Origin of the sequence: Vibrio celticus, from assembly GCF_024347335.1 — a bacterium.
Classification (GTDB): Bacteria; Pseudomonadota; Gammaproteobacteria; order Enterobacterales; family Vibrionaceae; genus Vibrio; species Vibrio celticus.
The window spans coordinates 3,525,379-3,539,226 of record NZ_AP025463.1 but is presented as its reverse complement, the minus strand read 5'-3'; the positions used below and the strand labels follow the sequence as shown (position 1 = coordinate 3,539,226).

The 13,848-nt window shown below is 45.4% G+C and carries 11 protein-coding genes and 1 pseudogene; 7 read left to right on the top strand and 5 right to left on the bottom strand.

Features of this window, described 5'->3' with window-relative positions; genetic code table 11:
* Nucleotides 1-11: 11 nt before the first annotated feature.
* Together gorA and OCV19_RS15865 are read right to left on the bottom strand one after the other, a co-directional pair.
* Nucleotides 12-1,367 (bottom strand): glutathione-disulfide reductase, encoded by a 1,356-nt coding sequence (gene gorA / locus OCV19_RS15870; RefSeq protein ID WP_048612423.1) that lies wholly within the window; start codon nt 1,365-1,367, stop codon nt 12-14.
* Between the two features lie 188 nt (nt 1,368-1,555).
* Complete coding sequence (locus OCV19_RS15865; RefSeq protein ID WP_065677339.1) at nt 1,556-2,395, bottom strand: 23S rRNA (adenine(2030)-N(6))-methyltransferase RlmJ; 840 nt, start codon at nt 2,393-2,395, stop codon at nt 1,556-1,558.
* 280 nt (nt 2,396-2,675) lie between these two features.
* Here OCV19_RS15865 and prlC point away from each other — a divergent pair, with 280 nt between their 5' ends.
* Nucleotides 2,676-4,718: an oligopeptidase A gene (gene prlC / locus OCV19_RS15860; RefSeq protein WP_065677340.1), complete on the top strand. Its 2,043-nt coding sequence runs from the start codon at nt 2,676-2,678 to the stop codon at nt 4,716-4,718.
* Between the two features lie 105 nt (nt 4,719-4,823).
* Nucleotides 4,824-5,583, top strand: a pseudogene (locus OCV19_RS15855) (IS5 family transposase).
* A gap of 120 nt (nt 5,584-5,703) precedes the next feature.
* On the opposite strand, the gene asnC reads toward OCV19_RS15855, so the two are convergent.
* Nucleotides 5,704-6,168 carry a transcriptional regulator AsnC gene (gene asnC / locus OCV19_RS15850; protein WP_008218581.1) on the bottom strand — a complete coding sequence of 155 codons (465 nt, stop codon included), beginning with the start codon at nt 6,166-6,168 and terminating at the stop codon, nt 5,704-5,706.
* A 126-nt stretch (nt 6,169-6,294) separates the two neighbouring features.
* Here asnC and OCV19_RS15845 point away from each other — a divergent pair, with 126 nt between their 5' ends.
* From OCV19_RS15845 to OCV19_RS15835, 3 genes are all read left to right on the top strand, one after another.
* Nucleotides 6,295-9,417: an EAL domain-containing protein gene (locus OCV19_RS15845; RefSeq protein WP_065677342.1), complete on the top strand. Its 3,123-nt coding sequence runs from the start codon at nt 6,295-6,297 to the stop codon at nt 9,415-9,417.
* A gap of 112 nt (nt 9,418-9,529) precedes the next feature.
* Nucleotides 9,530-10,309, top strand: coding sequence for a class I SAM-dependent methyltransferase (locus OCV19_RS15840; RefSeq protein ID WP_065677343.1), 780 nt, complete (start codon nt 9,530-9,532; stop codon nt 10,307-10,309).
* 141 nt (nt 10,310-10,450) lie between these two features.
* A complete protein-coding gene (locus tag OCV19_RS15835) occupies nt 10,451-11,041 on the top strand; it encodes a hypothetical protein (RefSeq protein ID WP_065677344.1) in 591 nt (196 codons plus the stop codon).
* A 112-nt stretch (nt 11,042-11,153) separates the two neighbouring features.
* Here the strand turns inward: OCV19_RS15835 and OCV19_RS15830 are convergent, their stop codons facing one another.
* Nucleotides 11,154-12,032 (bottom strand): carboxylate/amino acid/amine transporter, encoded by an 879-nt coding sequence (locus tag OCV19_RS15830; protein ID WP_065677345.1) that lies wholly within the window; start codon nt 12,030-12,032, stop codon nt 11,154-11,156.
* A gap of 52 nt (nt 12,033-12,084) precedes the next feature.
* Nucleotides 12,085-12,519 carry a universal stress protein UspA gene (gene uspA, locus OCV19_RS15825; RefSeq protein ID WP_017060149.1) on the bottom strand — a complete coding sequence of 145 codons (435 nt, stop codon included), beginning with the start codon at nt 12,517-12,519 and terminating at the stop codon, nt 12,085-12,087.
* 189 nt (nt 12,520-12,708) lie between these two features.
* Here uspA and ftnA point away from each other — a divergent pair, with 189 nt between their 5' ends.
* Together ftnA and uspB are read left to right on the top strand one after the other, a co-directional pair.
* Nucleotides 12,709-13,236, top strand: a complete 528-nt coding sequence (gene ftnA / locus OCV19_RS15820; protein ID WP_017066029.1) for a non-heme ferritin — start codon at nt 12,709-12,711, stop codon at nt 13,234-13,236.
* Between the two features lie 68 nt (nt 13,237-13,304).
* Entirely contained in the window at nt 13,305-13,628 is a 324-nt protein-coding gene (gene uspB, locus OCV19_RS15815) for a universal stress protein UspB (protein ID WP_048661272.1), read from the top strand.
* The last annotated feature ends 220 nt before the right edge of the window (nt 13,629-13,848 follow it).

Below are 13,848 nucleotides of genomic sequence, written 5' to 3'. Positions count from 1 at the left end.
AATAGCGTTGATTATCTCATCGTTACAAACTCTTCGCTGCCAGTTGGGTGAATCGCCACAACAGAGTCGAAATCTGCTTTGGTTGCGCCCATCTTCATTGCTACGCCGAAGCCTTGAATCATTTCATCAACAGTGAAACCGATGCCGTGTAGGCCAACTACAGTCTCTTCTTCGCCAGCACATACTAGCTTCATCTTACAAGGTTGACGGTGCTTGGTTACTGCTGTGTACATAGCAGTGAAGCCAGACGTGTATACCTTGATGTTGTCTTTGCCGTATTGCTCTTCAGCTTCTTGAGTCGTTAGACCAATTGTGCCGATAGGTGGGTGGCTGAATACAACAGTAGGCACTAGCTTGTAGTCCATCTTCGCGTTGGTTTGACCGTTGAATAGACGCTCAGAAAGCTGACGACCGGCTTTAACAGCAACAGGAGTTAGCTCGATACCGCCTTCCATGATGTCGCCAACACAGTAGATGCCAGGAACATTAGTTGCTTGGAACTCGTCTACTTTGATGTAGCCACGGTCGTTAGTTGCAACGCCAGTTGATGCTAGGTTGATAGCGTCAGTTGCTGGGTGGCGACCGATAGCCCAGATTAGGTGGTCAACGTTTTGAGTGTTGCCGTTCTCTAGGTGTAGAGTCAGTGTGCCATCTGCTTCTTTCACGACTTCTTTAGGAACAGAGTGCGTGTGAAGTGTTGGGCCTTCCGCTTCCATTACTTCAACCAATGTCTCGATGATCATTGGGTCGAAGCTACGTAGTGGTGACTCTTTACGACAGAACAGGTGTGTTTCTGTGCCAAGTGCACTTAGTACGCCTGCGATTTCTACTGCGATGTAGCCTGCGCCGATAACAGCAACACGTTTAGGTTGCTCCATTAGGTCGAAGAAGCCATTTGAATCGATGCCGTATTCTGCGCCAGGGATGTTTGGAATGGTTGGACGACCACCAACTGCGATCAGGATGTGGTCAGCTGTATAGTGTTCACCGTTAACTTCAACAGTTTTCTCGTCAACGAACTTAGCAAAGCCTTTGATTACGTTTACTTTGTTGTTACCAAGAACGCGATCGTAAGATTGGTGGATACGACCAATGTACGCTTGGCGGTTTTCCACTAATTTGCTCCAGTTGAAGCCTTTTACGTCAACGTCGAAGCCGTAATCTTCAGAGTATAGGTTGATAGCTTCAGCAACTTGAGCACCGTGCCACATAACCTTTTTAGGAACACAACCAACGTTTACACAAGTACCACCAAGGTCTTGAGCTTCGATAAGTGCAACTTTTGCACCGTGCATTGCTGCGCGGTTAGCTGATGCGATGCCGCCTGAACCGCCGCCGATACAGATGTAATCAAAATGAGTCGCCATTACTTTCTCCATTTATTGAAGGTTGTGGGTACAGTGAGCGCACTGAACACCTACGTCCTATAGATTCTTAAATTGTCTAATTATTATATTGAGGGCAGATCGGTTGAACTCAATCTCCCTGTTTAAAATTTATTCGTGTACGTCACAGTCTGCTGAGTATTCGTCAGACGATGACGTTAAGTTCGAGATTACTCGGGTACGATCCACTCTACTTTGAAGTGACCGGTTGCCGGCGCAATTGCTTCCTTCAAGAATGGAAGAATTTCGTTCATTTGGCTTTCTAGCTTCCAAGGTGGGTTGATAACAATCATGCCTGATGCCGTCATACCACGCTCGTTGGTGTCTGGTGATACGCCAAGTTCGATTTGTAGAATCTTGTTGATGCCTAAGCCTTCAAGGCCTTCGATCATATCTTCGATATCACAGCGGTTTACTACCGGGTACCAAATTGCGTAGATACCGGTTGCCCAGCGCTTGTGGCTTTGAGCGATTGCTGTCACGACATCACGATACTCTTTTGCCAGCTCGTAAGGCGGGTCGATCAGTACTAAACCACGACGTTCTTTTGGTGGCAGGCTGCCCTTTAAGCGCTTAAAACCATCTTCTTTGTAGATAGATACCTGACGATCACGGTGGAACTCTTGCTCAAGCAGCGGGTGATCGGCTGGGTGAAGCTCAGTCAGTACCATGCGATCTTGGTCACGCAGGTGTGCACGTGCAACACGTGGAGAACCCGGGTAGTAACGCAGTTTCTCGCCATTATTGAGAATGGAAATAGACTCAAGGTAGCTTTGAATGTCTTCAGGAAGGTCTGTTTGCTCCCACACACGAGCAATACCTTGCTTGTATTCACCGGTTTTTTCAGACCATTCATGCGTTAAGTCGTAACGACCTACACCAGAGTGAGTGTCATGATAAACAAAAGGCTTATCCTTCTGTTTCAAAGAATTAAGAATAAGGCTCTGTACGATATGCTTTACTACGTCGGCATGGTTACCTGCGTGGAAGCTGTGGCGATAACTTAACAAATTAAACTCTCGTAACACTCTCGAATTAGAGTGTGGTTAGTGTAGGTGGGGTTAATCAGACTATTATAACCCTCAATGGACCATAAATTCTCGAACAATTCAGGAACAGTCGTTCGCAATATGTGGTTAGTTATTGGTTCTACTATTGAAATTTGCCTTATTGGGCACTATTTAATAACTATTCGCAGGTGATTTTTTTAGGGCGTACCTGAGCCTGATGACTGTAAGACGACCTCATTACAAAAAAGACGAAAGTCTCTAAAGCCAAAGGAATGTTTATATGTCTAATCCGCTATTAACCTTCACGGACTTACCTCCGTTTTCACAGATCAAGCCAGAGCACGTAAAGCCTGCAGTTGAGCAAGTGATTGAAGCGTGTCGCAACAAGATAGAACAAGTACTTGAAGGTAATACTTCACCAAGCTGGGACAACCTCGTTGCTCCGATTGAAGAAGTGGATGATCGTTTAGGCCGCATTTGGTCACCTGTGAGCCATATGAATTCTGTGATGAACAGCGACGAACTGCGTGATGCTTATGAGAGCTGTCTGCCTGTGCTTTCTGAGTACGGCACGTGGGTTGGCCAACACAAAGGCTTGTTCGAAGCGTATAAAGCGATCAAGGCGAGTGAAGCATTCTCGGCACTGAACCAAGCTCAACAAAAAACCATTACCGACGCTTTGCGTGACTTCGAATTGTCGGGCATTGGCTTACCTGCAGATGAACAGCATCGTTACGGCGAGATCAGCAAGCGCCAGTCTGAGCTAGGCTCTCAATTCTCAAATAATGTACTTGATGCAACCATGGGTTGGAGCAAGAAGATCACAGATGTCGCTGAACTGGCAGGTATGCCTGAATCAGCACTGGCGGCAGCACAAGCGGCGGCTGAGTCTAAAGAACAACAAGGTTACTTACTAACTCTGGATATCCCATCATACCTACCTGTGATGACTTACTGTGATAACCAAGAACTGCGTAAAGAGCTTTATGAAGCATACGTAACGCGCGCTTCAGATCGCGGTCCAAACGCAGGTAAGTGGGACAACACTGAGATCATCACTGAGCAACTTAAACTGCGTCACGAGATCGCGCGCATGCTTGGTTTCAGTACTTACAGCGAAAAATCACTGTCGACTAAGATGGCAGAAACGCCAGACCAAGTGCTTGGTTTCCTAAACGACCTAGCAGTAAAAGCCAAACCGCAAGGTGAGCGCGAAGTTGAAGAGCTACGCCAGTTTGCTGAGAAAGAATTTGGTGTTTCTGAATTGAATCTTTGGGACATCGCTTACTACAGTGAGAAACAAAAACAGAAGCTGTTCGAGATCTCTGACGAAGAGCTTCGCCCTTACTTCCCAGAATCTAATGTGGTTTCAGGTCTGTTTGAGGTACTGAACCGCGTGTTTGGTATGTCGGTAACAGAGCGTGAAGGTGTAGACACTTGGCATGAGTCTGTGCGTTTCTTTGATATCTTTGATGCGACCGGAACACTGCGTGGTAGCTTCTACCTAGACCTATACGCACGTGAACACAAACGTGGTGGCGCTTGGATGGATGACTGTCGTGGTCGTCGTATTACTGAATCTGGTGAGCTGCAAACGCCAGTTGCTTACCTAACGTGTAACTTCAACAAGCCTGTTGGTGATAAGCCAGCACTGTTTACTCACGATGAAGTGGTAACCTTATTCCACGAATTCGGTCACGGCATTCACCACATGCTGACGCAAGTAGAAGCGGGCGCAGTTGCGGGTATTAATGGCGTGCCTTGGGATGCGGTTGAATTGCCAAGTCAGTTCCTAGAAAACTGGTGTTGGGAAGAGGAAGCGCTGTCGTTCATCTCTGGTCACTTCGAAACGGGTGAAGCGCTACCAAAAGAGATGCTAGAGAAGATGCTAGCGGCGAAGAACTTCCAATCTGCGATGTTTATCCTGCGTCAGCTAGAGCTTGGCTTGTTCGATTTCACGTTACACACAGAGTACGACCCTGAAGTGGGTGCTCGCGTACTAGAAACGCTAGCGGATGTTAAGTCTAAGGTATCGGTACTGCCAAGCCTAGATTGGAACCGTTTCTCACACAGCTTTGGTCACATCTTTGCTGGTGGTTACAGTGCTGGTTACTACAGCTACCTGTGGGCAGAAGTGCTATCGGCAGATGCGTTCTCAGCATTTGAAGAAGAGGGTATATTCAACACTGAAACGGGTAATCGCTTCCTGAACAATATCCTTGAAATGGGTGGCAGTGAAGAGCCAATGGAGCTGTTCAAACGCTTCCGTGGTCGTGAGCCACAAATCGACGCAATGCTGCGCCACGCGGGAATCAACGCATAATCACGGTAACTATCTAGGGCGTGTTGATCTTTCGTGAGTGTTTTTTGAACAGCATGGTAAAGAGTTATAATTTGCTTCGCCAAAAGTAAAACCATAACCAATACCATGCCAAGAACAATGCTAACTGATATTCGCTGGGAACTGCTACTCCAAGTTATGAAAAGTACAGGTCGTATTTACGATAAAACTGAACATCGAATGACATTTGAAGGAATACTTTATCGAATGAGAACAGGTATTCCTTGGCGAGATCTACCCTCTGAGTTCGGAGAGTGGAGTACCGTTTACAGACGATTTAATCTTTGGTCAAAGAAAGGGATTTTAGATAATCTTTTCAAAAGCTTATCTAACATTGCTGATTTTGAATGGTATTTCTTGATGGCTCTATAGTTAGAGCACATCAGCATAGTACAGGTGCAGCTACTGAAAGTTCAGAGCAAATAGGAAAAAGTCGCGGGGGCAACTCAACCAAAATTCACTTAGCCGTAGATAGTGGTGGCCTGCCGATTTGCTTTGATTTATCAGAGGGACAACGCCACGATATAGTGCATGCCGAAAGCTTAGTTGAGCAACTCGATGAAGTTAATACCATCGTTTGTGATAAAGGATATGACAGCGAACCTTTCCGTATTTTGTTAAGGAACGTGGCGGAGAAACGGTAATTGCTAAACGCAATTACGGACAAGATATAGACAAAGACAGTATGGATTGGTGTTTATACAAGTATCGTCACTTGGTCGAAAATGCCTTTGGGAGAATTAAGCATTATCGAGCTATTTCAAGTAGATATGACAAGCTAGAAAGGAATTATGCCAGCATGTTATCGCTGGCATTCATGTTAATGTGGCTACCGATGTATTGTTGAACGCGAAATGTACAGCAAAGATCAACACGCCCTAGTTTATTGCGAGATAATTGCAAAAAGAGCCTCTAGTTAGAGGCTCTTTTTTTGTCTGTGCGTTATGCCAAGCAAGGCGAATCAATGTTATGGGTTAACGTTGCGGTTGATAGGGTTCTGCAATGAAATCAGTGTCTCTGTCGACTGAACTTCATCGATCGCTTGCAGCTTATCGATCAATACAAACTGCAGCTCTTCTATCGACTTACACATCAGCTTTACAAAGATATTGTAAGCACCAGTGGTGTAGTACGCCTCAACCACTTCGTCTAAGGCATTCAGCTTAGCTATCGCCGAGTGGTAATCTTTGGCAGCATTAAGATTGATGCCAATAAAACAACACACGTCGTAACCTAGCTTTTTGGTGTTTACCACCACTTCCGTTCGCTCAATAATGTCTGCCGATCTCATCTTTTCGATGCGAACGTGAATCGTCGCAGGGCTGACATCGAACTGCTTTGCCATTTCAGCATAAGGAGTACGTGCATCTTCCATCAAGGTTTTGAGAATGGCACGGTCTAGATCATCTAGACGAGCTGTGGTTGTGGACATGCATAATCCTTAGGTTGAATGAAAAACATACCGGCTTGAGTACACATCATAGCCAAGGGTGATAATATTAGCAGTAACTATAGGGTTAGGGTGAATTCAGTGCGATTTTCGTTATTTTTTATTGTGATGTGTTGGAGTGTTTTTGCTTCAGCTCAGGCAAAAGATGTGTTGGTTATTCACTCTTATCATCAAGGCTTTTTCTGGACAGATGATTTCCATAAAGGACTATCTGATGAGCTCGATCGCGATGGTTTGTCTTACCGGGTTGTTTATCTCGATACCAAGCGAACTCAAAACGCTGAATACTTAGAGCGAATTTATCAGCTATACCGCACTAAGCTGTCGCATGAAGAGTTTGCCGCTGTAGTCGTCAGTGATAATAACGCCCTCAATCTGATGAAACGCTTAGCGCCCGAACTCAATGGCACGCCCGTTATTTTTGGTGGCATCAACAATTTTTCTCCGCAAATGATTGAAGGCTTGCACGCAACCGGTATCACTGAAGATATTGATATGGCGAGCAATATTGAGCTGATCAATCGACTTCAATCGACGGTTAAAAAAGTTTACGTGGTTACCGATCACTCGGTAACGGGTGAAGCTATTCGCGCTCAAGTGGATTTATTTCTACACAAACGCCCTGAGTTTTCTGGGCTGGTGGAGCAATATACGCCTGATTCTTATCAAGAACTGATGACGTTCGCGCAACGCGCTGATCTAACTAAAAGCTTGTTGTTCTGGGCCTACTACCGCGACATCAATGGTCGTGTCAGCAGCAAAGAAGACTGGCGTCAGCTCAACAAAAAAACTCAGATGCCATTGTATATCGTGCATGATTTAAGACTTGGGTTTGGTGCGATTGGTGGCGTGATCCACAGTGGAGAAACACAAGGACGAGACACTGGGCGAGTGCTACTGAATGTGCTCGCTAATCCGGATAAACCGCTGCCCCAAGTGGTTGCTGGCGCGCCAGAAATCAAACTCGATTACCAACAGATCTCACGTTGGGATTTGGGTGCAGAGAATGAAGCCTCAGTAACCTTCCTCAATAAGCCGAAGTCATTTCTAGTACGCTACCGCGATGAAATTCGCACCATAGGTTTGCTGTTTTTGGTGATGTCGTGTGTCATCGCGACCTTGGTGTATTACCTTAATCGCCTTAAAAAAAGTGAACGTGCCAGCCGAAAAAGTCAGCTGCTGCTTGAGTCGATATTCGACCAAAGCCTGCAGTTCATGGGCATCATTGATAAGGGTGGCGTGCTGCTGTCGAGTAACAGCAAGTTACATGAGCTGCTTTATAATCAAGGCTATAAACTGGGAACGCCGCTGCAACAACACCAACATTGGGAAAGTTCTGCGAGAGAAGTGCTAGCCGAATATTTCATCGCAAAAAGTGAGCACCCAGCCTTACGATTTGAAGCCGAGGTGTGGTGTCGAGATCGCGGTGCGATGGTGTTGGATATTTCATTGAAGCCGATGCCGGGCAGTGAAGACGAAGACATTCAGTTTCTCTTTGAGGCGCGCGACGTGACCTCACGTAAGCTTGCTGAGAATAAGCTGTTCCAACGTGAAGCAAACTTGAAGCTGTATTACGACAAACAGCCGGTGATGATGATTACGCTCGATGGTAATAATCGCATTCAACAAGTGAACCAGTTTGTCGAAGAGCTTTTGGGATACCCACTCGATCAGTTGTTGGGTCATCGCCCTAGAGAATTTTATGTTGATGAGAACGCGATGATTCCTCGCCATATCTTGCTGCAACCACAGCATAAGATTCGTGGTGTGTGGCGTCGTGATATCGAATATCGTCATGCCGACGGCAGCAAGATCTGGATTCGTGAAAATATCCGCCCGTTGGTGGAGTCTGATCAGCTGTTGATTGTGGGTGAAGACATCACCGAAACGCACGAGCTTTCTGAAAAATTAGAGTATCAGGCTCGCTATGACCTGCTGACTGACACCTTTAACCGCAACCACTTTGAACAAGAGCTGCAAAAAGCGCTCAAAGAGGTTGAGAGTCACATGCGAACTCACGCAATGTTGTTCTTAGATTTGGATCAGCTGAAAGTATTGAACGACACCGCAGGACATGAAGCGGGTGATGCTGCGATCTTGTTTAGCGCCAAGTTGCTAGAAGACGTGCTTCCGTACAATGCGGTATTAGCGCGAATGGGTGGTGATGAGTTTGCTGTATTAATGAAAGACTGTACTGAGCGAGACGCGGTTAATGTGTGTCGCAGTATTATCTCGATGATGAGTGAGAATCCATTCTTGTGGGATGATATTCGACTCAACCTGACGTGCTCTATCGGTATTCGATTGATTGACCATACTGCGGCTTCACCGCAGATGGTGCACGCTCAGGCGGATGCAGCTTGTCATGCCGCTAAAGAAGAAGGTCGCAATCGCTATCATCTTTACCATCAAGATGATGAAGACCTGCGTCGTCGTCATCTAGAGATGGAGTGCGTCAACCTCGTGCATGAGGCTTTGGCGAATGACCGCTTAGAGTTGTTTGCTCAGCGCATTCTTGGTCTAGATGAAAATAGTGAAAAAATGCATTTTGAGATCTTGGTACGTATCAAGAATATCAAAGGTGAGTACATCTCTCCGGGGATCTTCATGCCGGCCTCAGAGCGTTATAACATCGCGCACTTGATTGACCGCCAAGTCGTCAGTCAAACCTTAGGTTGGTTGGAGCAACGCCCTGAGGTTATTGAGGAGTTGGGGATGTGTTCAATCAACCTTTCCGGTCACTCGATGGGGAATCGTGACTTTGTCGAGTTCTTGATCGATAGCCTGAGCGATTCATCGATACCGTGTCATAAGATTTGTTTAGAGATCACCGAAACGGCCGCCATGAGTAACATGAAGCAGGCGATCAAGTTCTTCACTCGTATTAAAGAGCTTGGTTGCATGATTGCATTGGATGATTTTGGCTCAGGGCTATCGTCATTTGGTTATCTGAAAAAACTGCCCGTCGATATTGTGAAGATCGATGGCCTGTTTGTGCGTGATATTGATGTCAATGAGATGGACCATGTGATGGTTCGCTCGATCAATGATCTTGCCAAGCAGATGGGCAAGCACACCGTGGCTGAGTTCGTTGAAAATACCCAGATCATCGACAAGCTGATTGAGTTGGGTGTGAACTACGCGCAGGGCTACATCATAGGCCGACCTAAACCACTCGCAGAGCTCGTTGAAGAGTTAAGACAAGAACGAGAGACAGAGTCATTGGTTTAGGTAAGCCGACTTTAGCTGGGAATACTTTTCACCGCTAATATGTATTGTTGAGGCAATCAGGTAAACTGGTTGCCTCTTTTGTTTTGAATACTACTGTCTGTTGGAGACGACCTTGCAACTACAACTGATTTGCGAAGATGCTACCCAAATCGCTCATTTGAATGACTTAGCGACCCGCTGGAACTTATCTCATGATGAAAGCAGTGATTTTGCTTTGGTACTGACCAGTGAGCGACTTGAGTTACGTAAAGTCGATGAGCCTAAGCTTGGCGCTATCTTTGTTGATTTAGTGGGAGGCGCAGTCGGTCACAGACGTAAGTTTGGCGGTGGTAAAGGTCAGGCGATTGCCAAAGCAGCGGGTTTAAACAAAGGCGCAACGCCAACTATTCTTGATGGTACTGCAGGCTTAGGGCGCGATGCGTTTGTGTTGGCTTCTCTAGGTTGTAAGGTGCAAATGGTCGAGCGTCACCCCGTTGTTGCTGCACTGCTTGATGATGGCTTACAACGAGCGCAACAAGACCCAGACATCGGTGGTTGGGTAAGTGAGCGTATGAAGTTGATTCACGCATCCAGTCACGATGCATTGGACAAGCTCAGTAATGATCCTGATTTCGAACAGCCAGACGTGGTGTACCTCGACCCAATGTACCCACACCCAGAGAACAAAAAGAAATCGGCTTTGGTCAAAAAAGAGATGCGCGTATTCCAATCTTTGGTGGGTGCCGATCTCGATGCTGATGGTCTATTTGAGCCAGCGATGAAATTGGCATCGAAGCGAGTTGTGGTTAAAAGACCGGATTACGCTGCTTGGTTAGACGAGCAAAAACCGAGCATGGCGATCGAAACCAAAAAGAACCGTTTTGACGTCTATGTGAAAGCATCAATGACTTAGCGGAAGCATCAATAACTTAGCAACACGCTAAGAAAATTTCCCGTCATAAATACGATAAATTGTCATTTAACACTTGCGATAGTCGCGTTACGGATGTATATCTAACTAAGAATCATTATTATTCTTATCTGGAGTTGTAGCATGGCTAAACGCTTTTGTAAGTTAAACCGTCGAGATATTACCGAACACTTGGGCGAGATCCACAGCTTAGTGACTGAACCTAAGTTCGTGTGTCGTTCTTGCGCACGTTCTTCGGCGGATCAAGCGAATCTATGCAAACCAACCGCAATTCCACCTCTTGGTTGTCAAAACAAACCCGTTGAAGAGAAAGTCGCATGCGGTCTGCTAGCGGAAACACTGCCTGCACCAGAGCTATCGCTTGCAGAAATCAACGAGACAATTGAACCTAGCGTACAAATGTTCGATCCAGCCGCAACTGATATTGTCCCTGAGCTTGCCAAAAAAGAAGCCGCACAGAAAAAAGCCAAGTTGAAAAAACTGATGGCGAAGGCGAGCGGTGATGAGAAAGCTGAACTCAAACAAGCGAAGAAAGCTGTTAAGAAACAAGAAAAGTACAACAAAAAGCTCGCGAAGATGATTAAGAAGCAGCAAAAGCTGTTTAAGAAAAGCCAGAAACTGGAAAGTGACCTTGAACGCATCAACCTACAACTTGATGATGTTGCCTTCACTGAAACCAAGACTCAAGTAGTGAGCCATAATCACATCCATTGATGCTGATTCGAATGGTTTATCGCTACAGCGATGATTTAAAAAGAGCGACCTTAGGTCGCTCTTTCGCTTTTTTGGGTTATCTGAGCTAGCTTATGCAGCTCGTTCAAATCAGCTAAGCGTTGCTTGCGGATCTTGCTACGCGCTTCTTCACCCAGGTCTCATTGACGAATAGAGAGAACAAGATAACAGCGCCACCAATAGACAAACGAACCAAATCGACATCTCTGTTCCAAATTAGGATATTCACCACTAGGCCAGCAGGAACCAAGGCATTGTTCATCACTGCCAGCGCGCCAGCATTTACCATGCACGCACCTTTATTCCACATAAAGTAACCCAGCCCCGAAGCAACCAAGCCAAGGTAGATCAGGATTCCCCATTGAAGTGTGGTGGTGGGTAGTTTCTCTGGGTTGCCTAGAAGCATGAAAGCAACCGAAGCGACACATAGCGCCCCTAAGTAGAAGTAACCAAATACGGTTCGCTGAGGTAACTCGGTCGATTCCTTCTCCATCACTACCTTGTAGCCCACCTGACCGATAGCAAAGCACAGGTTCGCGCCTTGCACGACGAGGAAGCCAACCAAAAAGTTTTCGTTGATGCCTGCGAATTTAATGAATACCGCGCCCAATACCGCAATTGCCGCCGTCACTAGGTACCACGGAGAGAATTGCCCTTTGAGAAAGTCATAAATCAGCGTGACGTAAATTGGCGTGAAAACGGTAAACAAAAGGACTTCAGGAACAGATAGCAGTAAGAAAGACTGATAGTAGAAGCAGTACATCAGGCCAAGCTGGATACCACCAATAGTCATCAATTTAGCGATCAGCTTACGTGATACGCCGCGAAACTTTAGGAAAGGAAGAAATACGACGCCAGCAAGGGCAACACGCATTAAAACAGAAAACCAAGAATCAACCTGACCCGCAAGGTAAACGCCGATCAGGCTAAAGGAGAAGGCCCATAGGAGGGTAACACCAGCTAAATAGCTCATAGTAAAACTTCGTTAATAAGATATGAGCTGTATGTTACCTAACCTTAAATCATTAGTCTTCTGAATCTCTTAGAGGCACGACCAGCATATCAACCGGAGAGGCGTTGATCAGTTGTCGTGTTGAAGAGAGCAGTTTGCTCCAAAAGTCTTGATGGTGACCGCAAACCACGAGATCAACATTGAACTCGTTGATGGTGTCACACAGCTCATGACTCAAATCGCCACTGCCCACCAGGGTATGGGTGATCGGGTATTGAGCGTGCTCCGCAAAATTTTGCAGCTGAATACGAGATGCTTCCATCGCGTTATGTTGTGTTTCGGCCATGTTGATATCAATCAGGCCAGTGTAGAGTTCCGCGTAGTTAATATCGATATGGATAAAAGAGACTTTGGCTTCCAATGGCTTTGCCAATGCTACCGCTTTATCCACAATTAATTTGCTGTCTTCTGATAAATCGACCGCGACCAAAATATGTTTGTAACTCATATCTCTACCTCCTTTATTCATTGTCTGTTTAAAGATTAGCACTATGCGGTGGCTTTTTTTGCTGAAGTGATCTCATATCCACTGTCTTGCGTAATGACGGCTCGAAATATTGGTTAACTAATGGCCTGCGAGATATTCATTAAAAAGTGATATAGTAGAGAAAATTGAGGATGTAATTAGGAGTCTTAAATGCTGTCAAAAACTATGGTTGAGCAACTGAATGATCAAATTAACCTAGAATTTTTCTCATCCAATCTATACTTACAAATGAGTGCTTGGTGTGAAGACAAAGGATTTGAAGGTGCAGCAGAGTTTCTGCGTGTTCATGCAGTAGAAGAAATGGAACATATGCAGCGTCTTTTCACTTACGTAAGCGAAACAGGTGCAATGCCAATTCTGGGTGCAATTGAAGCACCAAAACACGAATTCGAAAGCCTTGGCGCAGTGTTCCGTGAAACTTATGAACATGAGCAGATGATTACTGAAAAGATCAACAAACTGGCTCACGTTGCTTTCAGCACACAAGACTACTCAACCTTTAACTTCCTGCAATGGTACGTTGCAGAGCAACACGAAGAAGAGAAGTTGTTTAAAGGTGTATTGGATAAGCTAGAACTTGTTGGCGAAGACGGTAAAGCACTGTTCTTTATTGATAAAGACCTAGCGCAATTGGCAAAAGATGGTTCATCTTCAATTATGGAAGCTCCTGCCGTTTAGGTAGTACGAGAAAGACACTGATTATCTTTTTCTTTTGAGTTTTCTTATGAAGATGTAGGGAGGAAAGGATGATCAGCGGCGACACTATTCTATTTGCACTAATGGTTGTGACTTGCGTGAACTGGGCGCGTTATTTTACTGCGCTAAGAACACTCATTTATATTATGCGAGAAGCGCATCCTCTACTTTATCAACAAGTAGACGGAGGCGGTTTTTTCACAACTCATGGCAATATGACCAAACAGGTTCGCCTGTTCAGTTACATCAAAAGCAAAGAGTATCACCATCACCATGATGAAGTGTTCACTTCCAAGTGTGATCGTGTGAGACAGTTATTTATACTCTCTTCCGCTCTGCTAGGTGTAACCTTGCTGGCTTCTTTCATCGTCTAAGTTATTTAGTGCGTGTGAAGTAGAACTTAGTTTTTGGTGTGAAGCTTCGGTTGTTGGTTCGCTAAGCCAAGTAGTGGTTTTGCTGCTGTCTGCAAATTGTACAATTGAACATCAATTGCAAAGTTTAAAATTGCCGCTAAAATAGCGAGCAATTAGTAAGGATGTGCTGTTTATGCACATCCTTTTTTATTGATGGCATTTCGAGAACAGGGCGTACTCG

What these genes read in the sequence shown, in the direction of transcription:
- uspA (WP_017060149.1), bottom strand. Translation starts at nt 12,519, where the DNA reads ATGAGTTACAAACATATTTTGGTCGCGGTCGATTTATCAGAAGACAGC.
- uspB (WP_048661272.1), top strand. Translation starts at nt 13,305, where the DNA reads ATGATCAGCGGCGACACTATTCTATTTGCACTAATGGTTGTGACTTGC.
- ftnA (WP_017066029.1), top strand. Translation starts at nt 12,709, where the DNA reads ATGCTGTCAAAAACTATGGTTGAGCAACTGAATGATCAAATTAACCTA.
- OCV19_RS15835 (WP_065677344.1), top strand. Translation starts at nt 10,451, where the DNA reads ATGGCTAAACGCTTTTGTAAGTTAAACCGTCGAGATATTACCGAACAC.
- asnC (WP_008218581.1), bottom strand. Translation starts at nt 6,168, where the DNA reads ATGTCCACAACCACAGCTCGTCTAGATGATCTAGACCGTGCCATTCTC.
- gorA (WP_048612423.1), bottom strand. Translation starts at nt 1,367, where the DNA reads ATGGCGACTCATTTTGATTACATCTGTATCGGCGGCGGTTCAGGCGGC.
- prlC (WP_065677340.1), top strand. Translation starts at nt 2,676, where the DNA reads ATGTCTAATCCGCTATTAACCTTCACGGACTTACCTCCGTTTTCACAG.
- OCV19_RS15845 (WP_065677342.1), top strand. Translation starts at nt 6,295, where the DNA reads ATGTGTTGGAGTGTTTTTGCTTCAGCTCAGGCAAAAGATGTGTTGGTT.
- OCV19_RS15830 (WP_065677345.1), bottom strand. Translation starts at nt 12,032, where the DNA reads ATGAGCTATTTAGCTGGTGTTACCCTCCTATGGGCCTTCTCCTTTAGC.